A 25,085-nucleotide genomic window follows, 5' to 3' on the forward strand; every position below is an offset into this window, starting at 1 on the left:
GCTGCACCCCCGAGCAACTCACTGTCCTGTTCGACTGCTTCGCCCAGCGCCGCCGACGCCTGCCGGGCCGCCGCCGACAGCCGCGCGACGGTGAGGCCCACTGGCGCAGCCTGGTAGCAGGCGTCGTCAGACGCTGCGCTTCCCGAAGGGTTCGGCAGCCCGCAGGAGGTCCTCCGGCAGGTAGGGGGATTCGACGCGTACCGCCCAGCCGCGACGACGGGCGTGGCAGGCAAGGGCGAGGACGTCGAGGTTGACGGAGACGTCCGGATCGTCGGCGCGGTCGGCGACCCCGTAGTACTCGCGGTGAGCTTCGAGCGCGTCGGCCAGAGCCAGGTTGAAGCTCTCCTCGTCGCCCTCCACCAGCTGGGACAGCAGCACGGCCGGCGGCATGTCGAAGCCCCAGTCCCGGGCCTTCTCGGCCTGGTCCAACGCCCGCTGCGCGGCCGCTTCGGGATCGGTGCCCGTCAGGTAGGCGTGCAAGGCTTCGCGGTACGCGCTGAACGCGGAACCGTCCGGACGGGCGAAGGCCGGGCCGGTCAGGACGAGCGGGGCGAGGTCCTCGCGTACGCCGGTGATCAGGGCGAAGGCGACGGCCAGCTGCCAGTTGCCGGCGCAGAGCTCGTCGCCCCGGCGGGCCGGGTAGCCGAGCGTGCATCCGTCGACGCTCACTTCGACCTGGGTGCCCGGCTCCGCGAGACCAATGCGGAACAAGGCCGCTCCCATCTGGGAAGCCCGCCTGAGCGCCAGGAGCTGCCCGTCCGTCACACCGGCGGGATCTCCCGCACGCCACTTGAAGAGGCGTGCCTGATCGTTCATGACGCCTGCGAGCCGCCGGACGGCAAGAGGCTCTCCCTCGGCCGCGGTGAACGCCTTCCCGAGGGATTCCTCGTACCAGGCGGTGACGCTCGCGTCAACGGCCCGCTCGCAGGGAGGCCGTTCCACCACCAGCGGCCCCGCGGCAAGGGCGGCGACCGCGTCCGGCCGCCGGTTGCGGCCGAACCCCGCGACCCGCGGGCCGCGCGTCTCGAAACCGGTGACCAGCGCGTGCGGCAGGTACTCGGTGTGCACGGCGGGTACCCAGCCCAGAGTCCGGTAGCCGAACGCGGCGAGGGCGATGGGGACGAGCGGCAGCAGAGACCGCGGCGAGGCCGCCGGACCGTGCGCGGCGGCGTACCCGGCCAGGAGGTCGGCCAACGCGGCGTCGAATGCCTGCCGGTCCTCGGCGGCCAGGGCGCGCACCGTGCGCAGCGCGGCGCTGTCCGGCCGCTCCAGAAGGGGCTCGCCGCTCTCATGGGCGCGGATACGGACCCGGTCCAGGGCGGCGTCGACGGCCGTGAGCTTGGCCTGCGCGCTCGGCGGGTACTCCTCGTCGTCGCCGGTGTCGTCCAGGACCACGGCCATCAGTCCGGTGGCGAGCTCCCCGGCGGGCGTCCCCAGCGCCTGCTCGGCGAACTTCTCGCGGGCGAAGTGGAAAGCCTCGCCGTGTTCCTGCGCCCTGTCCCTGAGGACCGTCAGACAGAGCGCTTCGACCCATTCCCCGGGCGTGACGCTCTCCTCCGGCGCATCCGAACCCGGGTCGTAGCTCATGCCGAAGTTCACGTAGTCCAGGAAGACCTGGAAGCTGCAGTGCGGGTGGTACGCGGCGTAGGCGACGGCGCCTGCGGCGGCCTCCGCGGCGTCCTTCAACGCGGCCCGGGCCTCCGCCGTGCCAAGGTCGGGCGTCTCGACGGACAGTGCCCCCAGGTAGTCGAGGAACCCCTCGGCGATGGACTGCCACTCGTAGGTGGCGATGCGTCCGGCCCTCGACATGGACCGCACCTGTCCCCCGATGCGCTGGGTGAAGTCCTGGCGAGCCGCTGAGACGGCCGCTTCGCCCACGTGGTGACGCTCTATCCGCACCGCAATTACTCCTTGATCGAATCTCCGGACCAGCATAGGCACGAGGTCTGACAGACCGACGGCTGACGGGGACCCGGTCCCGGCCGCGACACCGCGGCAGGTTGGCGCTCAGCGCGAAGCCGCCCGTCGTGGATGCCAACCCGGACAAGCTGAACGCCGTCGCCGCAGGCACTCGCTTGTGCACGCCCGTTTGCATGCGGGGGAACGGCTGCGGTGGGGCCGCTCCCTCACCAGCGAACGGCGGTGAAGTCGACCGGCCGCGGCTGCAACTGCCGAGTGCGCTCCGCCAGCGTACTCAGCCGCCGGGACATCTCGTCGGTGGACAGCCGCCGGCGGTCGCCGTGACCCGGCAGGACCCATTCGAATCGCAGCCGTCCGGCTGTTCTGGCCAGCGAGGTGGCCAACTCCTCGATGGAGTACCAGGTCACGCAATCCGCGACTTCCAGATCCCGGGTGGTACGGGACCAATAGAAGCTGTCTCCGCTGAAGCAGTACCGGTCATCCGCGAGGTAGAGCACGCTGCCCGCGGTGTGGCCGGGCAGCGGGTGTGCGGTGACGCCCTCACCGATCTCCAGAGGTTCGAGACCCCGGATCACCTCGTCCGCGTCCGGCGCCGCATCGAGGTCGCCCTCGTGGATCCAGAGCCGGGCGCCGAAATGGTCCGCGTAGCGGCGGCCGTGGGCGGCGTGGTCACGGTGGGTGAGCAGCACATCGGTGACCGGGCCCGACGCCGCGTAACGCTCGGCGAGTCCACTGCTCCACCGCGGAGTGTCGATCATCATGACCGTGCCGGAGGGCCGCAGGAGCAAGTAGGAATTCGCCCCCGCCGTGTGCCGCGAGTTGTGACCGCACAGCAGTACGCCACCGTCCAAAGCCATCGGAAAGGGATCGAGCCGCCGGTCGGGTTGCCCGGAGGCGGGACGGATCGAGCGGGTGGGGCAGGCGAAGACGGCCGCGTGCAGGCGCCGCGTCTCCGCTTCGTCGCGCGGCGGGCGCAGGACCCGGGACCTTCCGTCAGCCTCGCCGATCAGATCGGGCGCGAGCTGTCGCGCGACATCGCAGTTGAAGCAACGGTCGTCCACGTACCAGCCGTCCACGGCAGGTCTCCTCGCTGGGGGAATCGACCCCGATCGGGGCGCCTTTCAGGGATACCCCAGCCGCAGGGAGATTCGGTAGGACCTGCCCCTCTTGTACTTCTGCACCCGACACGTTCTGCGCGAACCCGTCCACGGCGCCGCTCAGCGGGGGCCGGCGCCGAGGGTCTCGCTTTTCCGCAGCTGCGCGGGAAGGTCGGTACCGCTTGCCCGTACTCCCCGTCCGTCCAGGCCCGCGCCCAAGGCTGACCGTCACCCGTCCGCCGTGTGCGGCGTTGTCACGGTTGAGCGGCTCTCGCGGGTGGCACAGGACTGCCAAGGGCCGCTCATGAGGCGGTGGTTGCGCTTTCAGGAGGTGCGGCACAGTGGCAGACGACGGTGCTGAGCGGGCTCGTCCCGCCATGCGTCCCGTGGTGCAGGAGACGTACGGTCCGGCTGATCTGGGCGGGAACCCGATCTTCGGCGGGGGGTTCATCAACTTCGGGTACTGGCGCGCGATCGACCTCGGGCTCCTGCTCGGCGAGGCGGAGCGGATCCGCAGCCAGGAGGACCTCTACCGGCACGTCCTGGACGCTGCCGGGCTGCCGAACGAGCCGAAGGTTCTGGAAGTGGGCTGCGGGCTCGGCATGGGGTGCGTGGTGGCCCTGAGGGAATACGGCTCCGCGGCGGTCACGGGCCTGGACATCCATCCGGAGCAACTGGAGCGGGCCCGCGGCGCGCACGCAGGTCTGCTTCGGGTACAGCCGGGACGGCTGGGGTTCGTACTGGGCGCCGCGGAACGCATGCCGGTCGAAGACGGCGAGTTCGATGCCGTGATCAGTGTGGAGGCCGCCCAGCACTTCCCGGACCTCGACGCCTTCGCGGCGGAGACCTCGCGGGTGCTGCGACCGAGCGGCCGGGTGGCCGTCGCCAGCTTCTTCACCGTGGACGACGAGCCCGGTCGACCCGAGGAACTTGCACGACTGCTGGACACGTATGCGAACGGTCTGGACATCGCCCGGCCGGTGGAGGGGCTCGCGGATGCGTTCACGAGGGCCGGCCTCACGAACGTGCGCGTCGAATCGATCGGGCACCACGTCTGGCCCGGATGGGACCTCTGGCTCGGCCAGTGGTGGGCTCCGGACACCTGGCCGCGCAACTTCCTACGAGCCTACGAGCGGCGAATCCTCGACTACTACGTCGTCACGGCGAGCCGGCCGGGATAGGGCACGCCGCGGCGTTCTCGGCGTGGCGCTCCCTGTCCCGGGATCAAGGCCTGACGGACGACGAGGCAGCGGCGTCCATGTCGGAATCGTCCGTAATGAGTATTGATTTTCGTGAGGGGTAGGGGACTCCGCAGGACCGTATTGCTCCGCGCTGATCGGGGCGGAGGTGAGAGGAATGGGTGCAGGCAAGAAGGCCAACAACGTAGCGAAGACGACCAAGGGGAAGTTGAAGGAGACCACGGGCAAGGCTGTGGGAAACGAGAGCCTGGAGATCAAGGGGCGGGGTGAGCAGGCGGCCGGTGACGCCAAGCAGACCGCTCAGAAGGCGAAGGACACGCTCAAGCACTGACGCGAGGGGTGTGATTCGAGGGGTGTGGGGGCGGGGTGAGGACCGGCAGGACGATCCTGTCGGCCCTCACCCGTGTCCGGCCCGTCCGCTCGTAGGGGGAGCGGAGCAGAGCTCATGAGGCGTTTCGGCGCCGTCGCCTGCGGGGCGGGGACGTCTCGTACTGTTCCTCTTCGTCCTCCTCCTCGGGTTCTTCCTCGTCCTCGTCGGCGTATTCCTGGTCCTCGTCGTAGTCCTCGTCGCCCTCTTCCTGGCCTTGGCCGCCTTCGTCCTCGTCCGCGTACTCTTCCCCCTCCTCGGCTCCTTCCTCCGCCCCGTCGTCCTCCTCGTCCTCGTATTCGTCCTCGTCCTCGTATTCGTCCTGGTCCCCGCCCTCGGCCTGCTCCTCTTCCTCAAGGGCCTCCTCGTGGGTCCGGACGACTTCGCCGTCGCGGATCTCGCCGCGCCAGCCCTCGGGTTCGTCGGTGGAGAGCATCGTGTAGCGCAGGAAGTGCTTGAGGTCCAGGCGCAGGCGGCGGCCTTGGGCGCGCCACAGGTTGCCGGTCTTCTCGAACAGCCCGGAGGGGTGGTACTCGACGACGATGACGATGCGCGTCAGCGAGGGGGCGAGTTCGTGGAAGGTGACGCAGCCGCGCGTGGTGCCCTTTGCCCCTTGGGAGGTCCACACGATGCGGTCGTCGGGCACCTGTTCCTGGACGGTTGCCTTCCAGCTGCGGGTGGAGGGTCCGACCTTCACCTTCCAGTCGCTGTTGATCTCGTCGTCGCGGGAGACGTCGCGGACGCCCTTGGCGAAGCCACTGAAATCCTCGTATTGCGTCCAGTGGTCGTAGACCCTGCGCAGGGGGAGGCCGACGTCGATGGCCTCGACGATGTTGACCACCTTGCCGCCGCCGCTCTTGCGGCCTCGCCCCTTGCCGAAGGCCTGGGAGAAGGTGTCGGTCACCTTGTCCTTGAGGTCACCGAGCTTCTGGCCCGCGATGGCTTTCAGGGGGGAGTCGCCTTGCAGGAGGCGGCCGCCGATGCCCGCGACGTCGGAGAGCGTGCCGCCGTTGTCGGCGACGTCGTAGAGCTGGTCGGTGAGGTCGGAAACCTTGTCGGTGGCCTTGTCGGCCAGCTGGTCGGCCTGCGCCGCGAGGTATCCGGTCAGTTCCTTCAGCAGCTGGTCCAGCCCACTGCCGGACTCTTGTCGGCTGGAGCGGTCTGAGGTTGCCATGGCCTACCTCCGCGTGGACGGCTTGCGGGCCGCGGTCTTCTTCGCGGCCGTCTTGCGTGCAGGGCTACGGCTGGCGGTCTTCTTGGCGGGTGCGCGTGTCGTGCTGCTCTTGCGCGGGGCGCTGCTGCTGGCCTTCTTCGCAGCCGTCTTGGACGGCGCTCTCGTGGCTGCGTTCTTCCTGGCGGGCGTGGCCTTCTTCCCTGCCGGCCTGCCGCTGGCGGTCTTCTTCGTCGCACTCGTCGCACTCTTCTTCGCCGCGCTCTTCTTCGCGGGCGCGGCGTGCTTGGCGGGCGCGGCGCTCTCGGCCGGCGGCTTCTTGGCCGGTGCCTTCCTCGCCGCTGCGTGCCGTGCGGGGGCCGCCGCCTTCCTGGCAGGGGCCGCCTTCTTGGCCGGGGCGGCCGGAGCGGCCTTCTTGGCGGGCGTCCGGGGAGCGGTCTTCTCGGCGGTCCTCGACCGCTGCCCGGCCGCTCGGTCGGGAGCGGCTCTCTTGGCGGCTCGCGCCGCGGTCCGCCTCCGTCGCGGTGGCGCAGGCTCCTCTTCCTCTTCCTCTTCCTCTTCCTCCGGCTCGCCCTCCTCTTCTTCCTCTGCCTCTTCCGGTTCCTCCTCGCTCTCTTCTTCCGCTTCGGGCTCGTAGCCCTCTTCGTCCTCGTCTTCTTCCGCGTATTGCTCGGCCTCGTCCTCGTAGGGCTCCTCGCCCTCGTCCTCGTCTTCGTCCTCGCGGGAGCGGCGGCCGCCGCCGCCACTGAGTTCCAGGGTGCGCTCGTGGAGGGAGCCTGCGAGGTCGGCGAGCTTGCGGTTGGCCGCGGTGGCCAGCGCCTGCCGGCCGGCGTCGAGGGCCTCACCGCGCAGCTGTTCGCCGAGATCGGCGAACTGCGGCATTTCCTTGAGCCGTGAGGCGCCTTCCTTGAGCAGCTGGCCGGGTTCGAGCCCGAAGCGGCGGCCGGCGAGGTAGGTCGCCATGGTGAACGCCAGGCGGCCCTTCTTCGCCCGGCCGAGTACATAGCCCCCAGCCACAGCGGCTGCAAGCGCGATCTTGGTCGTGTCCTCCATGATCATCCCCTACCGAGGCGCTGAGAATCCTTCGTGTTGCCGCCCGCAGCCCACGGACCGTGTTCGCGCTGCCGGCCGGCGAAACGGGGTCCTGCCCGGGCGGTCCCTGCCCGGGCGGTCTTTCACAAGCTCCTGCCCCAGATGCAAGACTTATGCGCAGATTTAGTGACATTCTAGTTTCTGTGAGGCCTTCTCCCCAAGGGAGTGGTATATGGCCGCAGCGGAACCTGCGCGCCCCCGGCGGCCTTCTTCACGAGCCGGCGGTGAGGGCGAACAGCGGGACAGGCAGCCGCCCGGGCGGGCCGCGGCCCGGCGGCGTTCGGGCGTGCCCGGAGCCGCTGCGGCGATGCGCGCCGCGGCCGCACAGCTCGCTGAACTCCTGGGCCGCCTCCCCGAATCCGTTTCCTCGCTGAAGCCGACCGAGGACGGCTGGGTGGCACAGGTGGAGGTGGTGGAGCTGGAACGCATCCCGGAGACGACCAGCGTGATGGCCAGCTATCGCGTCGCGCTGGACGAGGACGGCGAGCTGATCTCCTACGAACGCACCCGCCGCTACAGCCGCGGCACGATCGACCGGCTGACCTGAGAGCAGACCGGCTGACCTGAGAGCAGGTGCAGGCCGGCGGAAGGAGGCGCCATGACCATGGTGCCGCAGGGCGGCAGCCCCGTCGCCCGAGGGCAGGGAGGCGGCACGAGCAGCCTCTACGACGTCCTGGAGCTCATCCTCGACCGCGGTCTGGTCATCGACGTCTTCGTCCGCGTGTCCCTGGTGGGCATCGAGCTCATCAAGATCGACGCGCGGATCGTGGTGGCCAGCGTGGACACCTACCTGCGCTTCGCGGAGGCCTGCAACCGGCTCGACCTCGAAGCCGGCCGCAAGGCTCCCGCCCAGCTGCCTGACGTCATGAGCAACATGCTCGAAGGAGGAGCCCGCGGGAAGAGCAAGGGGGCGCTGAGCGGGGCCGTCGAAGCGGTGACCGAGTCCCTGACCGGCACATCCTCCAAGGCCAAGGAGCCCGAGGAGGAGGAAGAGGAAGAAGAGGTCGAGGCGCCCAGGCGACGTCGTCCGGCTCGGCGCCCCGTACGCCGGGAGAAGGAGTGACACATGGCGCTCTACGTGTACTCGATCACCGCGAAGGACCATCCCCGTCGCCTGGACGGCGTCAACGGCGTCGGCTCCGAGCCCGCACCGTTGCGCACGGTCACGGCCGGACCGCTGTGTGCGGTGGTCAGCGACGTCAGCGAGGAGATCCGGCCCAAACGCCGTGATCTGGCCGCGCACCAGGAGGTTCAGGAACGGCTGATGGCCGACGGGACGGTCCTGCCGCTGCAGTTCGGCTACATCGCCACCGATGACCTCGCGGTCTCCCAGGCCCTGGAGTCCGACGCCGACGGCTACCTCAGGGCTCTCGAACGCCTGGAGGGCTGCGCCGAATACCACGTGCGGGCCTCGCAGGCCGATGAGGCACCGTTGCTGCAGCAGGTTCTGGAGGACGTGCCCGAGGCGCGGGAACTCAACGACCGCATCCGCGCCGGAGACCGGGATCCCAGCCTGCCGCTCGCCCTGGGCGAACTGGTGGCAGGCGAGGTACGGGCACGGCAGGAGGCCCTGGCGGCCGGCTTGACCGAGGCGCTCGTCCCCTTCTCCCGCGACCAACTCGCCCGCCCCGCGTCGGGAAGCGATTTCCTCAACCTCTCGCTCCTCGTGCCCGAGGAGCACACGCAGGAGTTCCGCACCGCGCAGGCCAACCTGTCCCGCGAGATCGGCAGTGGCGTCGACCTGCGGTTCTCCGGCCCCCTGCCCCCTTACAGCTTCGTCTGACGAATCCCGCCTCGTCTGACGCATTCCGCACGATCCCCGAACGCGAGGACATGAACCCCGGACGCGGGGATGCACACCCTGAACGTGAGGAGAGGAAGACCATGGGACTGCTGACCCACCTGCTGACGCTCCCCATGGCGCCGGTTCGGGCCGTCACCTGGGTTGCCCAGCGCGTAGTCGATCAGGCGGAACAGGAGTACTACGACCCCGCACCCGTCTGGCGCCGCCTGGGCGAGCTGGAGCAGCAACTGCTCCGGGGGGAGATCGACCAGGAGACCTTCGACCGGCAGGAGGACGAACTCATCGACCGTCTGTCGGAGATCGCCCAGTACCGCGGACAGCCGTCCTGAGAGCGGAAGGGGGAGCGCCACCGTGACCGAATCCCTGCCCGGCCGCCCCGGAACCTTCGCCTCCCGCGCGCCGGTGCCCTACGGGCAGACCTCCACCTCCAGCCTCGCCGACATCCTTGAGCGGGTGCTGGACAAGGGCATCGTGATCGCCGGCGACATCCGCATCAACCTCCTCGACATCGAGCTGTTGACCATCAAACTCCGGATCCTGATCGCCTCTGTCGACAAGGCCAAGGAGATGGGCATCGACTGGTGGGAGCACGACCCCTCCCTGTCCAGCCGGCACACCGGAAGCCCCCTTGAACAGGAGAACCGCCGTCTGCGCGCCGAGCTCGAAGCCCTGCGCGGACAGATCGCAGAGGCCAGGCCACAAGCGGAAGAAGACGTCCCCGGTGAAGAGCCGGACAGCCGGACGGCCAGGCGGCGACGGGGGAGCCGGCAGTGAATACGCACGCCACCCTCACCTACGTCTACGCCGTCACCCGGCCGACCGGCCGGCTGGCCGAGGCCCTCGCCACCCTCCAGGGCATCGGCGGGGCACCCGTCCGCCTCCTGCTCCCCGGTCCGCCCACCGGCGTCGCAGCGGACCCGGACGCCGGCCGCGGTGCCCCCACCGCTTCCGGCGCAGTACCCGCCGCGCCCGCCTTCGCCACCAGCGAGGTACCGGAGTCCGATTTCAACGAGCACGCCCTCAAGAACCACTTCGAAGACCTGGAATGGCTGGAGCACGTGGCCCGCACCCACCACGACGTCGTCCAGGCCCTCGCCGCCCACGCCACCGTCCTGCCCCTGCGCATGGCCACCGTCTACCAGGACGAGAGCCGGGCCCGCCATGTGCTCACCGCCCAGCGCCATGCCTTCGCCCGGCGCCTGGACGAGCTCGACGCCCACACCGAGTACGGCGTGAAGATCTACCTCACGGCTCCCACCACGGCAGGCACCCGCACCGGCGACGGCGCCGAAACCACGCGGACCGCTCCCGCCGGCCCCGGCAAGGCCTACCTGCACGCCCGCCGCGCCCAGCACCACGCCCGCGAAGCCGTCTACGAGCAAGCCCGGCAGGCCGCCGCCACCATCGAAGCCATCGCCGCCCGCCACGCCACCGGCCGCGTACGCCACGCACCCCAGAGCGGCGCACTCACCGGCCCCCAGGAAAACGTCCTCAACGACGCCTACCTCGTCCCCGATCACCAGGCCGAACCCTTCCGGAACGCCATCGCCGACGCCGCCGGTGACTTCCCCGACCTGCGCATCGAGGTCACCGGCCCCTGGGCCCCCTACTCCTTCGCCGTGCCCGCCCCGGACAGCCCACCCGACCCGCAAGAGCCACCGCCATGACCCTCATGGAACGCGGCGAACCCCTGCCCGGCCGCCAAGTCGCCCTCGTCGACCTCCTCGACCGGCTCCTGAGCGGCGGGGTCGTCCTCACCGGCGACATCGTCCTGTCCATCGCGGACATCGACCTCGTCCGGATCTCCCTGCGCGCCCTCATCGTCTCCGTCAGCTCCGAGACCGGCCTCACCCGGGCGCGGGACGGCGGCCGCGATGGCCCCTGACCAGCCCCCGCCCTCGCGCCCCCGCCCGCTCCAAGACGTCGGGGACGGCCTGACCCAGGCCTTCCGACTCGCCCAGGCACCGCCCTCCCCCGATGACCGGCAAGCCCGACCCGGCCGCCGCCTCCACACCGATCCCGACACCGTCGGCGAAGACCTCCTCAAACTCGTCCTCACCGTCATCGAACTCCTGCGCCAGCTCATCGAACGCCAGGCTTTGCGCCGCGTCGACGCCGGCGACCTCACCGACGACCAGGAAGAAGAACTCGGCGCCACCCTCCTCGCACTCCACGACAGCCTCTCCGACCTGTGCGCCGAACACGGCTACGCCCTCGAAGACCTCAACCTCGACCTCGGCCCTCTGGGCCCCCTCCTGCCACCCCGCGACTGAAAACCGCCTGCCTTCCCGCCCGCCTGCCTGGCTGCCGCGGTGGCAGGCACCCACCCCCTCCCCGCCCTCCCACGAAGAAGCGACGAAGAGATGAGCGCGTCAGAGAAGATGAAGGCGACCGCCGAGCAGATGATCGGCCGGATCGTGCGCAAGACGGCACACGCCGTCGGAAACAGGACCACAGAAGCCAAGGGCGCGGCCCTGCAGGCGCGCGGAAAGGCCAGGCAGGTGAAGGAAAGGGCCAAAGACAAGATCAGGGGATGACCCGCTGCCGGCGTCCGCAGACAGACGGGAAACACAGCGATCCCCGCGAGCGATAGGGTGAAACACGCGAGGAGGAGGCTGTCATGAGCGAAGCAGCTACGACGACAACCCCCCGCGAGCGGTACCGACAGCAAGTGCGTGCCGAGATCAAAGCGCGGGCGCGGGAGCAGATCGCCGCCGCCGGCACGTCCGCCCTCTCCCTCAACGGCATCGCCAAGCGCATGGGCCTCAGCGGCGCCGCGCTCTACCGGTACTTCACCGGCCGCGACGAACTCCTCACCGAGCTGGTCCGGGACGCCTACCAGAGCCTGGTCGGCTCCTTCCGAGCGGCAGCCGCCCGCAATGAGCGCGACCTCAGCACACTGGCGCACGCGCTGCGCGCCTGGGCGCTCGACGATCCGCAGCGGTACTTCCTCGTCTACGGCCCACCCGTGCCGGGATACCGCGGCCCCGCCGACGTCACCGCCATGGCTTCGGAGATCATGGGCATCGTCCTCGACGTCTGTGCCACCACCGCCACCACCGCCACCACCACCGCCACCACCGCCACCACCGCCACCACCGCCACCACCGCCATCGGCGCCACCACCGCCATCGGCGCCGGCGCGCCGACGCCGTCGGAAGTCCGCCCGGAGCACCTCCACGACGCGCCCACGGCGGGCCCGGCATCGGCCTCGGCCCTTCGCCTGGCCGGCTCCTTCTGGACCCGCCTGCACGGGGTCCTCTCCCTCGAACTCAGCGGACACTTCGCCGGGATGGGCCTCGACCCCGCGCTGCTCTACGAAGCCGAGCTGGACCTCCTGCGCCTCGCCGAGCGGATCTCCCACCCCGCCGTCGGTCCTGGAACGACCCGTACCCACCGCTGAGGAACGGGGACGGGCCGACGGAGCGTCCGGGCCGGCCCCGCTGCACCGCTCTACACCGTCACCCGGAGGCGGGCGGCCCGGTGCCCGGGCTGCGCACCGGCGGGTGGCGCCATAGGCCGAATGGCGTTGCCAGGTGCCGATGCGGTGAGGTGGCGCGACGATGGGTACGGAAGAAATGGAGATCATGATGTTCGAGGCGAGTGATATCCGCGAATGGCGCGGCCACGAGGTGATCGACTCCGACCGGCACAAGATCGGCACCTTGGAGTCGGTGTACGTTGACACGGCCACGGACCAGCCGTCCTTTGCCACCGTCGTCGTCGGCCTGCCCACCCGCCGCCGTCTGGTGTTCGTACCCCTGGCCGGAGCAACCGTAGGGCCCGGTTACGTGAAGGTGGCCCACTCCAAGAACGTGGTCAAGGACGCCCCCTCCATGGGCACGGACGACGTCCTTCCGGCCGAGGGTGAGCCGGCGGTCTTCACCCACTACGAACTGCCCTACCAGCCCGGAGCGGGCGGCGAGCGCCGTCTGGCCCGCCGCTGACCCTCGTTCCCCCCAAGGAGGCCGACATGGCGCTGTTCCTGCTCCTGCTCCTCGTGGCGGTCGTCCTCGGATTCGTCGGGGTGCTCGCCAAGGGGTTGTTCTACCTGCTGATCATCGGTGTGGTCGTCCTGGTCGTCGACATAGTCATCATCGTCTTCCGACTCCGCAAAGGCGGCAAGCACCCGCCCCGATAGCCCGGCAGGCGCCCCGGACGCTCATCGAACGGAGTCCTCACCGGCCGCGGCGATGGAGGCGAGCTGCCATGGGGGGAGGCCGGCACCCGTTGGGGTGCCGGCCGTTGTCGTCCAGAACGGGGAGCTCGGAAATCCGGACCTCCGCCGGTGTTCTAGTTGTACCAAGCGCTGCCGACTTCTTTGCTCCCGTTGGAGATGGAGATGGCGACCTGGTGAACGCTGTCGTGGTAGTACGGCGAGCCCGCGGCGCCGGCGGAGTACGGGCCGACGCTGAACCCCTGGGAGACCGCCGGATTACCGGTCGCGGTGTTGCGCGACCAGAACGCCATCCAGCAGGTGTTGGGGCCGGTGGACTGCACTGTGGCGGTGGCCCAGTTGGAAGAACCTCCGCCGTCGAGGTGCAGCTTCCCCACACACCCGGGAACGGTGAGGGTGACCGTGCCGGTCGAACCCGCGTACGCCGTGCCCCCCGTCCCCATCACGGCCAGCAGGCCGGCGCCGATGGACATCGCCGCGACTCTCCGCAGTGAACGAGTCATGAATTCGCCTCCAGAATGAAATGTCCGGTTGCTCTTCTTCGATTTCCCGGTGTTCGGGATTCCGGTGTTCGGGATTTCCCGGCGTTCGGCCGGGACGAGAGCTGCCCTGCGTGCACCGCGGCGAGGCCGCGTTCCCGACAGTGTCGTGCCGTGGTGCATACGCATCGTTTCGGTTGCCTGCGGCCACGGGTAGCTTTCGTCTTGCACGCGCAAAAGCCCTGATGGGCGAGTCAAGTGCACTGGAGGCCAACCTTGATACGGATTCACCTCGGGTCCGAGGGTTTAGGTAACGTCCGGATCTGTTCTCTCCCGGACTTCGGCGCCGAACTCACGGCGGCAGGGAGGGCTCATGCCCGCGACGGGCGGCCTCAGGACCTGCTGACGCAGCTCTACGCGCGCAGCGTGTCGCCGGATCTCGCCGAGGGTGTCGACCGCCCTTACCTCTCCCACTTGTTCGCCTGTCGCAGTCCCACGCCCTTCACCAAGGCGCTCGCCGAGGGTGAGGAGCGGGCCCGCCACGTCCTGGCGAGCGCCATCGACCACCTGCGCAGCACAGCCGTCGAGCCATGGCGTTCCGGCATCCGGTCTGCGGTCACGGCCAGGACGGTCGACCTGTCCCACCGCTACGTCGCCGGCGGGGCCTCGGCGATGCTCCGGCAACTCGGAGACGGCATCAGGTTCCGGCACGGCATCCTGGAACTGCCGACGTCCTTCGACGCGGACCTCGAACTCGGCCGGCGCTCGCTCCGGATACAGGCCGTCGCCCTCGGCCCACGGGTCACCCTGGCCGAGCCGGCCGATGATCACCTGACGGTCAGGATCCCCGCGGGACCCGCTCCACGAATCGAGCCGGGCCGAGAAGCAGCGCTCCGGTCCTTGCTGGGCGCGGGCAGAGCGGCCGCGCTGGCGTGCATCGTCACGTCCGGCGGCGTCACCGGGCGGCAGCTGGCATCACTGCTCGGCGTGTCGAACGCGGCGGCAAGCCGGCATGCCGCAGTGCTACGGCGTGCCGGCTTGATCCGAACCCTGCGGATCGGGCAGGCGGTCGAGCACGTCGCAACCTCCTTGGGGCACCACCTGGCACAACCGGAGACACCGGTGGTGCCGTGACCGCGACGTCACGTCCGGCGGAGTCACCCTCCTCGCCGGGACGCGTTTCGTGCCCGGGACGGCGGGTGGATCGTTCACCTGGTGTGAACGCATTCCGTGATCTCGACGATGGGCAATGGGCGGCCGTACGCGGGCTGCTTCCGCGGTGTGGGCCGGGCGGGCCGGATTACCGGAGCATCGTCAACGGCATCCTGTGGCAACAGACCGGCGGCCACCGCTGGCACGACCTGCCGACCCGCTACGGACCCTGGCACCGCTGCGCGGAGCGCCTGCGCCTGTGGAGCACCGACGGGACGTGGCAGAACATCCTCACCACTCTCGCCGCCGTCCAGTACCCCGCCGAAGGCACTGCCACCGCCCAGGGCGAGGGCGCCGAGGCGGGGACAGCGGAGGGAGCTGCCGGGCACGGGAACACCGCGGACTACTGGAACCGCCCCTGGCTCGGGTAGCGGCCGCCGGTCTCAGCCGAGCTGCACACGCCACTCCGGCGCACCCCGTCGGCGCACATCCGGCGGGGCGACCGCGCATACGGTCCAGGCCGAATGAGTGCTGCGTTGCGGCCGGATGGGCTCCGCAGGCGGGCATCGAGGGCCGTGCGGCCTGGCTGAGGGCGCCACCGCGAGGAACGTGCGGCCCTGGGCTTCGGTGAGCCCGCGGCCAAACCCTGGGCGGGCTCCCTGCATTGCGCCGGCCGGCTGTCCAACGCCGGCCCGGTGCGGCCCGGCGGCACTTCGACGCCCTGCCGCCCCGGGGGACTTCGCCGGACCCGCGGTGCTCTGGATGCCCCGGTGGGTGGCCGTCCCGGTGGCCCTGCGTATGATCTCGCTCCCTCCCCAGAGCGAAGGTCGAAGAATCAGCGATGCCACCCCGTAGAACCCCTGCACAGTACGCCGGTTGGGTCGCCACCGCAGTCGCGGTGGTCCTGTCCGTTCCGGTGACCGGTTCCCCCGCTCAGGCGGCTCCCGGAGACCCGGCGACCGCGTCCTCCTTCAACCTCAAGTCCGGACCGGATCTGAGCGGTCAGGTGGCCGACCTGAAAGCGGCGTTGCCCACGCAGGGCGTTCAGGACCTGCTCGACCAGGGCAACCGGGTCGCGCGGACGGGTGCGTCCTGCACCACGGACCCGTTCGGCGCGGGCGACGACGGCAAGGTGCTGGCTCCCGCCAAGAAGCTCTGCTGGGATCCCGGCGACTCCGCCACCGACGAATGGATTCCCCAGGGCATGACCGGTGTCTCGGACGCCCAGTCCGACGAGCTGTGGGGCTCCCGCAAGCCACTGGTCACCGCCTGGTACGACAAGGCCGGCGGCAAGGGCGTGCGGCTGTCGTTCCTCGACCCCGAGACCGCGATCCCGGGTGACCCCGACGGCCGCCGGTACCGTCACGCCCTCCTGGTGGAGCCGTACTACAACAGTTACGGCCACGTCTCCTACAAGGCGGTCGACGTCCACGCGGGCGGCATCGCCTGGTACAAGAACTACCTCTACGTCGCGGACACCTTGAACGGTCTGAGGGTCTTCGACATGCGTTCCATCCTGGACCTCAACCCCGACCAGAACGCTTCGGTGGACGACACCACGCTGGACGGCCTCAAGAGCAACGTCCGCGACGACACCCAGATCGGCCGGCAGAACAACGTCTACTACGGCTACACGTACCGGTACGTGCTGCCGCAGGTGGCCTCGTACAAGTTCGTCAGCGCTCAGGGCAATTCCTCCGCGAGGACCTGTGCGGCGACCGGAGCGCCGAAGGCGTCCTACATCTCCGTCGACCGCAGCAACACCGCCGCTCCTGCTCTGGTCATGGGCGAGTACTGCGACTCCGACGACGCGCACCCCGAGAAGGGCCGGATCGGCACCCTGCCGATCGACGACGGCACAGGCCTCCTGAGGTCGACCAACGGCACGGTCACCGCGACGAGCGCGTTCTACCTGCCCCGCGACCTCACCCAGGGCGCGGCACGCTATAACGGCATGTACTACTTCAACCGCAGTTGGACCACCCACAGCGGCAGCCTGCGCCGGGCGACCGTCTCCGGCGGCCGTCTGGTGGACTACGGCGCCAACATCACCAACGCGGTCGGTCCCGAGGACCTGTCGTTCGAGCACGGGCAGAGCGTGCCGGGGGGCGGTACGCAGTACCTCTGGTCGCTGACCGAACACCGCGCGGACACCACGGACCCGACCTGCACGGACCCCGGTTCCCCCTGCGGCCGGGTGATCTACGCGCACCGGGTGACCGACATCCTGGCCCGGCCTTGACCGGCTCCTCACCCGTCGCCGCGGCCGCCGGGGTGCCCGAAAAGTCGCTGGCCGGCCGTCGGCCGCACTGGCGAGAATGAGCGGATGATCGCCACCTCGCCGCACGGACCGGTCCGGCCTCCACGTATCGTCACCGAGCTCGCGGAGGGCGAGCCGGTCCGTGCCGTATGGCAGAACGAGCGCGGCGGGCTGACGTTCCAAGTCGGCTCGGGCGAGGAACGGCTGTTCGTGAAGTGGACACCGGTCGCCGGCGGCATCGATCTCGCGGCCGAGGTGGCACGCCTGCGGTGGGCGGTCAGGTTCACGGTGGTGCCGCAGGTGCTGGGTGAGGGCGCCGACGAAGCGGGGTCCTGGATGATCACCCGCGGCCTGCCCGGACGCATGGCGGTCGACGATCACTGGAAGGGCGACCCCGGCACCGCCGTACGCGCGGTCGGCTCCGGGCTGCGGGCGTTCCATGACGCGCTGCCCGTCGCGGACTGCCCGTTCGACTGGTCGGCCGGAATACGCCTGGAGAATGCGCGGTCACGAGCGGCGGCGGGCCGGACCAGCCCGGAAGACTGGCATCAAGACCTCCGGCACTTCGGCACGGTCGAGCGCGCCCTCGGAGTCCTCGCCGACGTCCCGCCCGTCGACCGGCTCGTCGTCTGCCATGGGGACGCCTGCGCGCCGAACACCCTGATCGGTGACGACGGCACATGGACGGGCCACGTCGACCTCGGCACGCTCGGTGTCGCGGACCGCTGGGCCGACCTGGCTGTCGCCACGTGGAGCACACAGTGGAACTACGGCCCCGGATGGGAAGCAGCACTGCTCGAAGCCTACGGAGTCGAGCCGGACCCGGAACGGATCATGTACTACCGGCTGCTGTGGGAACTGACGGACTGAGCAGGGCGGGCCGCGGTGGCCCCGCACCACACCGGGGCCGTTGCCGGCCGCCTCGGCGGCCGGCCCGGGCTCAGGCTCGGTGCGAGACCGCCGCCAGCGCCACCTTGACCTCCCGCGCCACGCGGGCCGCGTCCTCGGGGTTGTTCACCACGTCCGTGTGGTTCATGTCGACGACGAGGACGTCGCTGGCCGAGTAGTGCTTGTGCACCCAGTCGTCGTAGCCCGACCACAGCGTCCGGTAGTACTCGACGAGGCTCTCGTCCTGCTCGAAACCGCGGCCGCGCAGCCCGATGCGGTGCAGCACCGTCTCGAAGTCCGCCTTGAGGTAGACCATGAGATCGGGCGCCTTGCGGTACGGCAGGCCGTCGATCTCGCGCATCATCTCGCCCAGCAGCCCCTCGTACACCTGCATCTCAAGGGAGCTGATCCGGCCCAGGTCGTGATTGACCTTGGCGAAGTACCAGTCCTCGTAGATGGACCGGTCCAGGACGTTGTCGCCCTGCTTGTACGCCTCCTTGATCGCGGCGAACCGCGTCTGCAGGAAGTAGAGCTGCAGCAGGAAGGGGTACCGCTTGGCCTGGATCTCCTCAGGGCTCGCCGTGTAGAACAGCGGAAGGATCGGATTGTCGTCCACGCTCTCGTAGAAGACTTCGCTGCCCAGCTCCTTGGCGAGCAGCTCGGCCACACTCGTCTTGCCGATCCCGATCATGCCTCCGACGCAGATCACTGGCATACCTCACTTCTCCCCTGGGGATCATCTGTTCCTGCACGGGTGGGCTGGGCACCCCACACCACTGAGTGGCCCGCCGGCGGTCACGCGATTCCCCGGGTTCTTCATGATCAGCGTCATGTGGTCCTCGCCCGGACCAAGGCCTAGACCCGGTCCGATCCCATCGATCGGCCGGGCTGAGCCGTGGCCCCGCGGCCGCCTTGAATCTTAAATGACCATTTGGGTCATGCAGGCCAGAGTGCCGGTGTCCATCGAGGACCGGCAGCGCCTTCACGCGCGTCCGGGCAGGACCCGAAGGCTCCGGCAGCGCGGGCCCCTGCCGGAAATCCGGCAGGGGCCCACGGTGTGGACGGTCACGGAGGGCCGGGGCCCGTTCCCTATGAGCGGCAGGCCGCCGGCATCAGTACCGCCCGATGCGGGTCTGGCGGCCCGGCGTCACCTCAGGTGCCGGGTGAAGAACCGGGCCGCATCGTCCCCGGCGAACTGCGGGACGCCGGTGTGCCCGCCCATGTTGGCGTACAGGGTCTTCTCCTTGGAGCCGAAGGCGTCGAACAGGTCCAGGGACGCCTGCCGGTCGTTCCCTTCGTCGTCCCACTGCAGCAGGACGTGCAGCGGAATGGTGACCTGCCGGGCCTCCTCGAACATGACGCGAGGCACGAGGCTCCCCGCGAACAGTCCGGCGGCCTCGATGCGCGGCTCGACCACCGCAAGCCGGATGCCGATGGAGATCACTCCTCCCGAGTACCCGACCGGACCGCCGATCTCGGGCAGCGACAGGAACGCGTCCAGCGCGGCCTGCCACTCCGGGACCGCCTTGTCGACCAGCGGCAGGATGAGGGCCTCGACGATCCCGTCGCCGACCGGCTCGCCGGCCTGCATCGCCCGGCGCAGATCGGCACGGGCCTGATCGAGGGCGGGCCAGCCGGGCCGGTCGCCGCTTCCGGGGAGCTCGATGGTGGCCGTGGCGAAACCCTCCGCCGCGCAGTGACGGGCCCGGGCCACCAGCCGGGGGTACATCTTGCGCAGCCCGAGCGGGGGGTGGCCGAGCAGGATCAGCGGTACCGGTGAGGAAGCGGATGCGGTTTCGGGCGTCCACAGGATGCCCGGGATCTCGCCGAGGGTGAATTCGCGTTCGAGGACGCCGTCGTCGAGGCGCTGCTCGGAGGTGAAATGCATGGTCGTGCCTTTCGGGAGTGCACTGGAACGGCGCTCCCGGACGACCTGTCTATCGCCCGACCGTGACCCCGGAGGGGAGCACCCACGTCGATACTGCGTTCACGGGTACCACCTCCTCGTTCTCTCGCACGGCCTCCGGAAATGTAGCAGTGGCCCACCCCGGTCCGCCAAACGGTTTTCACGGAGTCCGCGTGGCCGGACGTCACACACACCGTGCAGAGCCGCTGGAGATGACGTCGCGGCTTCCCGAGTCCCCATCACCTCACCGTGACCTCCACGCCCTTCCTCCGGTTGTCGCTGCCGCAGGCCCGTTCCACCCCCTACGAAGGCGACATGCATGACGAAGAACAAGGTCACCGCACCCACCCTCACCCGCGCACTGCTGACCGCAGCGGTGGCTGCGGTGCTCACGGCCGGGGTCCAGCCCGCGACCGCGGCCGGCCCCGGTGACGGGGGGTGGAAGGGGGAGGGCGGACTCACCCTGGACGCAGCCGACAACAGCAAGGTCGACGCCTACCTCGACCGGGCGCGGGAGGCCGAGCGGACGATCAGTACGGACGTGCGCACCGCCGCCCTGGCCACGGGAGCCGACCTCATCGGCTTCGACCACCGCCTCAAATCCCCCGACTCCCTCAAGCGCAAGGTCGCCACCTCCCTCAAGGAACAGCCCCGGCAGGACATCGACACCGTCCTCGCCCGCCTGAGCGACGCCGTCCGCTACACCCTGCAATGGCCCGACGACACCTACACCCAAGGCGTCACCACGGCCTCGACCCTTCTGTCCGCCTGGGGCAACGACTCCACCAAGTGGTCCAACACCTGGGGCCGCACCGCCGGCTACAAGGGCCTCAACACGGGCTGGCGCGCACCCCGCTCCGGCCAGCTCTTCGAGGTGCAGTTCCACACCCCCGCGAGCAAGCACGCCCAGGAAGTGACCCACCTGCTGTACGAGGAACAGCGTCTTCCCTCCACGAGCCCTGACCGCAAGAAGGAGCTCCAGGCGCAGCAGGACGCCGTCTTCGCCGCGGTCCCCGTCCCGTCCGGCGCGGACGGCCTGACCGCGCCCGTCAGCCCCACCGCCCCTCTGCCCGTCCCGGCAGTCCGGTGAGGGCCGGGTGCGGCTGCGCAGGCGCGGCCGCCTCGTCCACCGGCAGCCAGGCGATGAAGACGTCCATGTCGCCCTCGCGCAGCCGGGCGAACGGGTCCACGTACGGCGCCCGGCGCAGCTGTAGTTGCCACCGGGGATGGCGGGAACGGAAGGTTTCCCAGTAATGGTGCAGGTCGCGCACGTTGAACGGCATCATGCCGACGCGTAGGCGCGCCGTCTTGCCGCGGGCGGCCATCCGGGCGCGTTCGAGGCTGTCGCGCAGGTTCGCGTAGACCGGCCGCAGGTCGGCACGTAGCTGGTGGCCGAGCGGGGCCAGACGGATCTGGCGGCGGTTGGAGCGGTCGAACAGCAGACCGCCGAGTTGTCGTTCCTGACACCCGCTCACCTGACTGACGCGCGCGCCTGCGTGAGGTGCGGCCGGGCGGCGGCCTTGCCGAAGTGCAGTTCCTCGGCCAGCGTCAGGAAGATCTCGATGTCGCGTATGTCCACCTGCTGCCGACCCCCGTCATAAGCCTGAGTTATCGGACCTTACTGATCTTCGATGTTGATGGGCACGGCGGGAAGCAGAAAGATCGGACAGCAGACCGGAACCGTTGCTCGGCAATCGTCGAGCGGTGCGGCGCCCTCAGCGGTACACCGCACCGCCCGACGGAACGCCCGCGGGCCAGGCCCCCGGGAAGGAGACCTCTCATGAAGCCGCTCGTTGTCGCACCGATCGAACACGCCCAGCAGGACGGACTGCCGGACGCGTCCGCGGAGCTGCCCCGCCACCGCGGCCGAGGACGCTGCGGCCGAGGGTCACCAGGGGAACCGGTGACCGGCCTGCTGTGGTGCTGCTGAGGGGTGCGGCATGTCGTTCCGTACCACCGCCGAGGTCGTCCACCGCTTCAACCGGGCCATCCTCGACCGTGACACCTCGTCCCTCTCCGAGCTGATCGCCGACGACTGCGTGATGGAGGCGAGAGGCCCGGCCCCCGAGGGGACCCGCTACGAAGGGCGCGCCGACTGCCTGGAGTTCTGCCGGACCCTCGCCGAGGACCGCGCCGGCCGGTTCGAGCCGGAGGCCGTCGTCGTCACCGGTGAACGGGCCACGGTCCGCTGGCGGTACCGCTTCGGTGACGGACCGGCCGACTCCGTCCGCGGCGTGAGCCTCGTGCTCGTACGGGACGGCCGGATCGTCGAGTCCCTCGGCTACGGCAAGACCACGGGCGACGCCCAGTCGCCCGGAATGCGCGGACGTCCGTGAGGTGGGCTCATCTCGCCCCACGTCATCTACAAAGCCGCACGTCATCTACAAAAAGGGAAATCGGGTATGAAGACACTCGTGCTGGGTTCGACCGGCTACATCGGATCGGCCGTGGTGCGGCGGTTCGAGGCGGAGGGCCACCAGGTGGTCCATCTCGTGAAGGATGCAAGCCGGCTGCCCGCCGGGGCGACGGCCTTCACGGGCGACCTGGCCGACCCGGCCTCGCTGCGGGCCGCCGTCACCGACGACATCGACGCCGTGGTCAACCTCGCCACGCCGACCGGCGACGAGGCGGTGGACGCGGCGGCGGTGGACGCGCTGACGGAGCGGCTGCGCGGAACCGGACGGGCGTTCGTGTACACCAGCGGTGTCTGGGTCCTCGGCGCCACCGGCGACGCGGCCGTCGACGAGGACGCGCCGACCGACCCCATAGCCATCGTCGGCTACCGCCCGCGGATCGAGCAGCGCGTGCTGGCCGCCGGCCGGGACGACGTGCGCGCCGTCGTCGTGCGGCCCGGCATCGCGTACGGCCACGGCGGTGGCCTTCCCGGCCTGATGACCGACTGGGCGCGCGAGCACGGCACCGGCCGGTACGTCGGCCCGGTGGCGACCCGCTGGCCGATGGTGCACGTCGACGACCTCGCCGAACTCTTCGAGCTCGCGGTCACCAAGGCCGACGAGGGCAGCGTGCTGCACGGCGTGGCGCACGAAGGGGTGCCCGTCGCGGCGCTCGCCGCGGCCGCCGACCTCGCCGCGGGCGGCACCGGCCGCGCCGAGCCCTGGCCGCTGGAGCAGGCCGCCGAGGCCCTGGGCGGCCCGTTCGCCGAGGCCCTGGCCCTGAACCAGGTGGTGTCCGGGCAGCGCGCCCTCGCCGAACTCGGCTGGCGGCCCAGCCGCCCGTACGTCCTCACCGAGCTGGCCGGCGGCGACCGTGGCTGACCTCACCGGCATGACGCTGCCCGTCTGCCGCACCTGCGGCACCCAGTACGCCGCCCCGCGCCCCGACTGTCCGGTCTGCCTGGACGAGCGCCAGTACGTCGGACGCGACGGCCAGCAGTGGACCACCCTGGCCGAGCTGCGCGCCGACGGCCACCGGGGCCGCTTCGAGGCACAGGGCCCGGACGTCATCGGCGTCGGTAGCACGCCCGAGTTCGCCATCGGCCAGCGCGCGCTGCTGCTGCGCACGGCAGCCGGCAACGTGCTGTGGGACTGCGCGCCCTACCTCGACGACGCGGTGATCCGCGAAGTGCGGGAGCTCGGCGGCATCACCGCCATCGCCGTCAGCCACCCGCACTTCTACTCCACGATGGCCGACTGGGCGCATGCCTTCGACGTGCCCGTGTACCTGCACGAGGCCGACCGGCAGTGGGTCGGCCGCCCCGACCCCGCCCTGCGCTTCTGGAGCGGACGGACCCACCGGCTGACCGACGAACTGACGCTGATCAACCCGGGCGTCCACTTCCCGGGCAGCGCGGTCCTGCACTGGAACACCGGCCGGGGCGCACTCTTCACCGGCGACATCGTCAACGTCGGCCCCGACCCCCGATGGGTCAGCATCATGTACAGCTACGCCAACCACGTCCCCGAGCGCCCCGACGCCGTCCGCGCCGCCGGCGAACTGCTCGCCGGATACCGTTTCGACCGGATCTACGGTGCCTGGTGGGACGGCGTGGTCCCCGCCGACGGCAACGAGGTGCTGGCCCGGTCCATCGAACGCTACCTGCGCCACGAGCAGGCCCCGCCGATGAAAGCCGGCTCCTGACCGGGCGGAGCACCGGCCGGCGCCGGTGACACGGCGCACGGCCTCGGTGACCGCTCGCAGCGCGCAGCTCGTCACGACGCCGGCCCGTCCGCCTCCCGGACGTCGTGGAGGTGGATGAGGACGTCGAAGGACTTGGCGATCGCGACGTCACGCGGCTGCTCGGGGAACTGCGTGCCGACGTTCAGGGCGGGCCGGGCCACGTTCAGCCAGGCCCGCGCGGCGGCCGGCGCCTTGCGGACGTCGAGGTGGAAGTCCCGGTAGCCGACCTGGTCGAGAGTGTGTTCGTTCCTGCCGGGCTCGGCGCCGCCCACGGTGAACTTCTTCCAGTCACCGCCGAGAGCCGCGTCCTTCGAGAGGAACGAGCCCCGGTTGAAGGTGAAGCCGATGGGCAGGTACCTCGCGCCCAGCATGTCGCGCAGGAACGAGCCCTGTGTCTGGAGTACAGCTCCGGGTTGTCGGATGCGTACCCGATGTGGTTGTTGTGCGCCGACACCAGGACCTTGTCGCCCGTGCGCTGCTGCCACCACGCGACGTTCGGGGCCATCACCTCGTCGCGGAAGCGCTGCAGGCCGTTCAGGGAATCCGGGTCGGCGGGGTCCAAGGTCAGGAACTTTCGCCGTCTGGGCGATCGAGCGGGCGTTCGGCTCGGCCCAGTGGAAGGCCTCGGAGCCGGAGCCCTGCCGGCTGCTGACCAGTTCCCACGCCTGCTGCGCCCTGGCGGCCAGCTCCTGCCGCTGGGCGAGCGGCCGGCCCAGGTGGACGAAGACGTCGCCGATGGGCCGCAGTCCCGCGTACACCTCGTTGAGCCGGGGGGGGCGCCTCGGGGTGGTTCTTCTCCGTGTAGCCGCTCACCCGCCCGAAGAACGCGTCGTCCAAAGGGGCGCCGATGTCGTCGCCCATGAAGTGCACGGGGCGCGAGGGATGGGCGCGGTTGTAGTCGCGCATCCACTCGATGAGGTGCACGAATTCCTCACGGTCCCATGGCGAGTTCGCCAGCGTCTGCGCGGCGATCGAGCGGGCGTCGCCCTTGCCGGTCTGGAGGTAGTCGTCGATCCGCAGTCCCGCGGACCAGCTCAGTTCCAGAGCGAAGGTGGTGAAGCCCTTCTTTTCGACGAGGTGGCGGAAGACCCGCTCCTTGATGGTGAAGAACGCGTGCGATCCGTGCGTGGCCTCGCCGAGACCGACCACCGTCGCGTCGGCGATCATCCGGACAGGGCCCGCAGATCGGCCGTGTCCCCGCCGGGCTCCGTCGTGCGCAGCGGGTGGGCCGCCCGCTCCAGTCCGCGTACCGGGTCCTGCCTGCCCCCAGCGGCCGGGGTGTTGTCGGCCGCGGCCGCATCCACCGCCACCGGGGCGAGGAGCGCCCCCGCCGTGAGCGTCACCGTCGCCATCAGCGTCCGGCGACCGATGCGCTTCATGTGCCCAGCCATGTGTTCTCGCCCTTTCCACTTGCGTTCCGTGTCTCCAGCGCATCA

The 25,085-nt window shown here is 70.3% G+C and carries 35 protein-coding genes; 23 read left to right on the forward strand and 12 right to left on the reverse strand.

Going from position 1 to position 25,085, the window contains the following annotated elements:
* Nucleotides 1-126 precede the first annotated feature (126 nt).
* Both ACIA6C_RS18660 and ACIA6C_RS18665 read right to left on the reverse strand, forming a co-directional pair.
* Nucleotides 127-1,878, reverse strand: coding sequence for an Imm49 family immunity protein (locus tag ACIA6C_RS18660; RefSeq protein ID WP_399277315.1), 1,752 nt, complete (start codon nt 1,876-1,878; stop codon nt 127-129).
* Between the two features lie 248 nt (nt 1,879-2,126).
* Nucleotides 2,127-2,996 carry an MBL fold metallo-hydrolase gene (locus tag ACIA6C_RS18665; RefSeq protein WP_399277124.1) on the reverse strand — a complete coding sequence of 290 codons (870 nt, stop codon included), beginning with the start codon at nt 2,994-2,996 and terminating at the stop codon, nt 2,127-2,129.
* Between the two features lie 362 nt (nt 2,997-3,358).
* Here ACIA6C_RS18665 and ACIA6C_RS18670 point away from each other — a divergent pair, with 362 nt between their 5' ends.
* Together ACIA6C_RS18670 and ACIA6C_RS18675 are read left to right on the forward strand one after the other, a co-directional pair.
* Entirely contained in the window at nt 3,359-4,198 is an 840-nt protein-coding gene (locus ACIA6C_RS18670) for a class I SAM-dependent methyltransferase (RefSeq protein WP_399277126.1), read from the forward strand.
* Nucleotides 4,199-4,373: 175 nt separating this feature from the next.
* Nucleotides 4,374-4,547 carry a CsbD family protein gene (locus ACIA6C_RS18675; protein WP_399277128.1) on the forward strand — a complete coding sequence of 58 codons (174 nt, stop codon included), beginning with the start codon at nt 4,374-4,376 and terminating at the stop codon, nt 4,545-4,547.
* A 112-nt stretch (nt 4,548-4,659) separates the two neighbouring features.
* On the opposite strand, the gene ACIA6C_RS18680 is transcribed toward ACIA6C_RS18675, so the two are convergent.
* Together ACIA6C_RS18680 and ACIA6C_RS18685 are read right to left on the reverse strand one after the other, a co-directional pair.
* Complete coding sequence (locus ACIA6C_RS18680) at nt 4,660-5,757, reverse strand: SRPBCC family protein (protein WP_399277130.1); 1,098 nt, start codon at nt 5,755-5,757, stop codon at nt 4,660-4,662.
* Between the two features lie 3 nt (nt 5,758-5,760).
* A complete protein-coding gene (locus ACIA6C_RS18685; RefSeq protein ID WP_399277132.1) occupies nt 5,761-6,807 on the reverse strand; it encodes a histone protein in 1,047 nt (348 codons plus the stop codon).
* A gap of 211 nt (nt 6,808-7,018) precedes the next feature.
* Between ACIA6C_RS18685 and ACIA6C_RS18690 the strand changes: the two genes are divergently transcribed.
* The 12 genes from ACIA6C_RS18690 to ACIA6C_RS18745 all read left to right on the forward strand — a co-directional run bounded on the left by ACIA6C_RS18690 (nt 7,019) and on the right by ACIA6C_RS18745 (nt 12,791).
* Nucleotides 7,019-7,393, forward strand: a complete 375-nt coding sequence (locus ACIA6C_RS18690) for a gas vesicle protein (protein ID WP_399277134.1) — start codon at nt 7,019-7,021, stop codon at nt 7,391-7,393.
* A 51-nt stretch (nt 7,394-7,444) separates the two neighbouring features.
* Nucleotides 7,445-7,909 (forward strand): gas vesicle structural protein GvpA, encoded by a 465-nt coding sequence (locus ACIA6C_RS18695; protein WP_399277136.1) that lies wholly within the window; start codon nt 7,445-7,447, stop codon nt 7,907-7,909.
* Between the two features lie 3 nt (nt 7,910-7,912).
* The gene (locus tag ACIA6C_RS18700; RefSeq protein WP_399277138.1) at nt 7,913-8,629 is read left to right on the forward strand and encodes a GvpL/GvpF family gas vesicle protein; all 717 of its coding nucleotides are present in this window, start codon (nt 7,913-7,915) and stop codon (nt 8,627-8,629) included.
* Nucleotides 8,630-8,730: 101 nt separating this feature from the next.
* Entirely contained in the window at nt 8,731-8,979 is a 249-nt protein-coding gene (locus ACIA6C_RS18705) for a gas vesicle protein GvpG (RefSeq protein WP_361126940.1), read from the forward strand.
* Between the two features lie 22 nt (nt 8,980-9,001).
* Nucleotides 9,002-9,424: a gas vesicle protein gene (locus ACIA6C_RS18710; RefSeq protein ID WP_399277140.1), complete on the forward strand. Its 423-nt coding sequence runs from the start codon at nt 9,002-9,004 to the stop codon at nt 9,422-9,424.
* Complete coding sequence (locus tag ACIA6C_RS18715; RefSeq protein WP_399277142.1) at nt 9,421-10,317, forward strand: GvpL/GvpF family gas vesicle protein; 897 nt, start codon at nt 9,421-9,423, stop codon at nt 10,315-10,317. Before ACIA6C_RS18710 ends, ACIA6C_RS18715 begins: the two co-directional genes overlap by 4 nt.
* Nucleotides 10,314-10,535 carry a gas vesicle protein gene (locus ACIA6C_RS18720; RefSeq protein ID WP_399277144.1) on the forward strand — a complete coding sequence of 74 codons (222 nt, stop codon included), beginning with the start codon at nt 10,314-10,316 and terminating at the stop codon, nt 10,533-10,535. The genes ACIA6C_RS18715 and ACIA6C_RS18720 overlap by 4 nt, the downstream gene beginning before the upstream one ends.
* A complete protein-coding gene (locus ACIA6C_RS18725; protein WP_399277146.1) occupies nt 10,525-10,923 on the forward strand; it encodes a gas vesicle protein K in 399 nt (132 codons plus the stop codon). Before ACIA6C_RS18720 ends, ACIA6C_RS18725 begins: the two co-directional genes overlap by 11 nt.
* A gap of 90 nt (nt 10,924-11,013) precedes the next feature.
* Nucleotides 11,014-11,187: a hypothetical protein gene (locus ACIA6C_RS18730; protein ID WP_399277148.1), complete on the forward strand. Its 174-nt coding sequence runs from the start codon at nt 11,014-11,016 to the stop codon at nt 11,185-11,187.
* An 83-nt stretch (nt 11,188-11,270) separates the two neighbouring features.
* Entirely contained in the window at nt 11,271-12,053 is a 783-nt protein-coding gene (locus tag ACIA6C_RS18735; RefSeq protein ID WP_399277150.1) for a TetR/AcrR family transcriptional regulator, read from the forward strand.
* Nucleotides 12,054-12,240: 187 nt separating this feature from the next.
* Nucleotides 12,241-12,597 carry a PRC-barrel domain-containing protein gene (locus ACIA6C_RS18740; protein ID WP_399277317.1) on the forward strand — a complete coding sequence of 119 codons (357 nt, stop codon included), beginning with the start codon at nt 12,241-12,243 and terminating at the stop codon, nt 12,595-12,597.
* 26 nt (nt 12,598-12,623) lie between these two features.
* Nucleotides 12,624-12,791 carry a hypothetical protein gene (locus tag ACIA6C_RS18745; RefSeq protein WP_399277152.1) on the forward strand — a complete coding sequence of 56 codons (168 nt, stop codon included), beginning with the start codon at nt 12,624-12,626 and terminating at the stop codon, nt 12,789-12,791.
* Between the two features lie 152 nt (nt 12,792-12,943).
* Here the strand turns inward: ACIA6C_RS18745 and ACIA6C_RS18750 are convergent, their stop codons facing one another.
* Nucleotides 12,944-13,330 (reverse strand): hypothetical protein, encoded by a 387-nt coding sequence (locus tag ACIA6C_RS18750; RefSeq protein WP_399277154.1) that lies wholly within the window; start codon nt 13,328-13,330, stop codon nt 12,944-12,946.
* A 252-nt stretch (nt 13,331-13,582) separates the two neighbouring features.
* Here ACIA6C_RS18750 and ACIA6C_RS18755 point away from each other — a divergent pair, with 252 nt between their 5' ends.
* From ACIA6C_RS18755 to ACIA6C_RS18770, 4 genes are all read left to right on the forward strand, one after another.
* Nucleotides 13,583-14,440 carry an ArsR family transcriptional regulator gene (locus ACIA6C_RS18755; RefSeq protein ID WP_399277156.1) on the forward strand — a complete coding sequence of 286 codons (858 nt, stop codon included), beginning with the start codon at nt 13,583-13,585 and terminating at the stop codon, nt 14,438-14,440.
* 83 nt (nt 14,441-14,523) lie between these two features.
* Nucleotides 14,524-14,889, forward strand: a complete 366-nt coding sequence (locus ACIA6C_RS18760) for a transposase (protein WP_399277158.1) — start codon at nt 14,524-14,526, stop codon at nt 14,887-14,889.
* 410 nt (nt 14,890-15,299) lie between these two features.
* Entirely contained in the window at nt 15,300-16,700 is a 1,401-nt protein-coding gene (locus ACIA6C_RS18765) for a hypothetical protein (protein WP_399277160.1), read from the forward strand.
* Between the two features lie 84 nt (nt 16,701-16,784).
* Nucleotides 16,785-17,588, forward strand: coding sequence for an aminoglycoside 3'-phosphotransferase (locus ACIA6C_RS18770; protein WP_399277162.1), 804 nt, complete (start codon nt 16,785-16,787; stop codon nt 17,586-17,588).
* Between the two features lie 70 nt (nt 17,589-17,658).
* Here ACIA6C_RS18770 and ACIA6C_RS18775 read toward each other — a convergent pair whose 3' ends face one another.
* Entirely contained in the window at nt 17,659-18,321 is a 663-nt protein-coding gene (locus ACIA6C_RS18775) for a deoxynucleoside kinase (protein ID WP_399277164.1), read from the reverse strand.
* A 432-nt stretch (nt 18,322-18,753) separates the two neighbouring features.
* Entirely contained in the window at nt 18,754-19,494 is a 741-nt protein-coding gene (locus ACIA6C_RS18780; protein WP_399277166.1) for an alpha/beta hydrolase, read from the reverse strand.
* 337 nt (nt 19,495-19,831) lie between these two features.
* Between ACIA6C_RS18780 and ACIA6C_RS18785 the strand changes: the two genes are divergently transcribed.
* Nucleotides 19,832-20,602 (forward strand): ATP nucleotide 3'-pyrophosphokinase, encoded by a 771-nt coding sequence (locus ACIA6C_RS18785; protein WP_399277168.1) that lies wholly within the window; start codon nt 19,832-19,834, stop codon nt 20,600-20,602.
* On the opposite strand, the gene ACIA6C_RS18790 is transcribed toward ACIA6C_RS18785, so the two are convergent.
* Together ACIA6C_RS18790 and ACIA6C_RS18795 are read right to left on the reverse strand one after the other, a co-directional pair.
* Nucleotides 20,562-20,987 carry a hypothetical protein gene (locus ACIA6C_RS18790; protein WP_399277170.1) on the reverse strand — a complete coding sequence of 142 codons (426 nt, stop codon included), beginning with the start codon at nt 20,985-20,987 and terminating at the stop codon, nt 20,562-20,564. The genes ACIA6C_RS18785 and ACIA6C_RS18790 overlap by 41 nt on opposite strands.
* Nucleotides 20,984-21,091, reverse strand: coding sequence for a LysR family transcriptional regulator (locus ACIA6C_RS18795; protein WP_399277172.1), 108 nt, complete (start codon nt 21,089-21,091; stop codon nt 20,984-20,986). The genes ACIA6C_RS18790 and ACIA6C_RS18795 overlap by 4 nt, the downstream gene beginning before the upstream one ends.
* Before the next feature lie 201 nt (nt 21,092-21,292).
* On the opposite strand from ACIA6C_RS18795, the gene ACIA6C_RS18800 reads away from it, so the two are divergent.
* The 4 genes from ACIA6C_RS18800 to ACIA6C_RS18815 all read left to right on the forward strand — a co-directional run bounded on the left by ACIA6C_RS18800 (nt 21,293) and on the right by ACIA6C_RS18815 (nt 23,610).
* Nucleotides 21,293-21,442, forward strand: a complete 150-nt coding sequence (locus ACIA6C_RS18800) for a hypothetical protein (RefSeq protein WP_399277174.1) — start codon at nt 21,293-21,295, stop codon at nt 21,440-21,442.
* A gap of 10 nt (nt 21,443-21,452) precedes the next feature.
* Nucleotides 21,453-21,848 carry a nuclear transport factor 2 family protein gene (locus tag ACIA6C_RS18805; protein ID WP_399277175.1) on the forward strand — a complete coding sequence of 132 codons (396 nt, stop codon included), beginning with the start codon at nt 21,453-21,455 and terminating at the stop codon, nt 21,846-21,848.
* Nucleotides 21,849-21,914: 66 nt separating this feature from the next.
* A complete protein-coding gene (locus ACIA6C_RS18810) occupies nt 21,915-22,787 on the forward strand; it encodes an NAD-dependent epimerase/dehydratase family protein (RefSeq protein ID WP_399277177.1) in 873 nt (290 codons plus the stop codon).
* Nucleotides 22,780-23,610 carry an MBL fold metallo-hydrolase gene (locus ACIA6C_RS18815; protein ID WP_399277179.1) on the forward strand — a complete coding sequence of 277 codons (831 nt, stop codon included), beginning with the start codon at nt 22,780-22,782 and terminating at the stop codon, nt 23,608-23,610. Before ACIA6C_RS18810 ends, ACIA6C_RS18815 begins: the two co-directional genes overlap by 8 nt.
* A gap of 71 nt (nt 23,611-23,681) precedes the next feature.
* Here ACIA6C_RS18815 and ACIA6C_RS18820 read toward each other — a convergent pair whose 3' ends face one another.
* The 3 genes from ACIA6C_RS18820 to ACIA6C_RS18830 form a co-directional block, all read right to left on the reverse strand.
* Nucleotides 23,682-24,020, reverse strand: a complete 339-nt coding sequence (locus ACIA6C_RS18820; protein WP_399277181.1) for an erythromycin esterase family protein — start codon at nt 24,018-24,020, stop codon at nt 23,682-23,684.
* A 193-nt stretch (nt 24,021-24,213) separates the two neighbouring features.
* Nucleotides 24,214-24,816: an erythromycin esterase family protein gene (locus ACIA6C_RS18825; protein WP_399277183.1), complete on the reverse strand. Its 603-nt coding sequence runs from the start codon at nt 24,814-24,816 to the stop codon at nt 24,214-24,216.
* Nucleotides 24,813-25,028: a hypothetical protein gene (locus ACIA6C_RS18830; RefSeq protein ID WP_399277185.1), complete on the reverse strand. Its 216-nt coding sequence runs from the start codon at nt 25,026-25,028 to the stop codon at nt 24,813-24,815. Before ACIA6C_RS18830 ends, ACIA6C_RS18825 begins: the two co-directional genes overlap by 4 nt.
* Between the last annotated feature and the right edge of the window lie 57 nt (nt 25,029-25,085).

The sequence above is a fragment of the Streptomyces sp. NPDC051578 genome, from assembly GCF_044454045.1.
Taxonomy (GTDB): Bacteria; Actinomycetota; Actinomycetes; order Streptomycetales; family Streptomycetaceae; genus Streptomyces.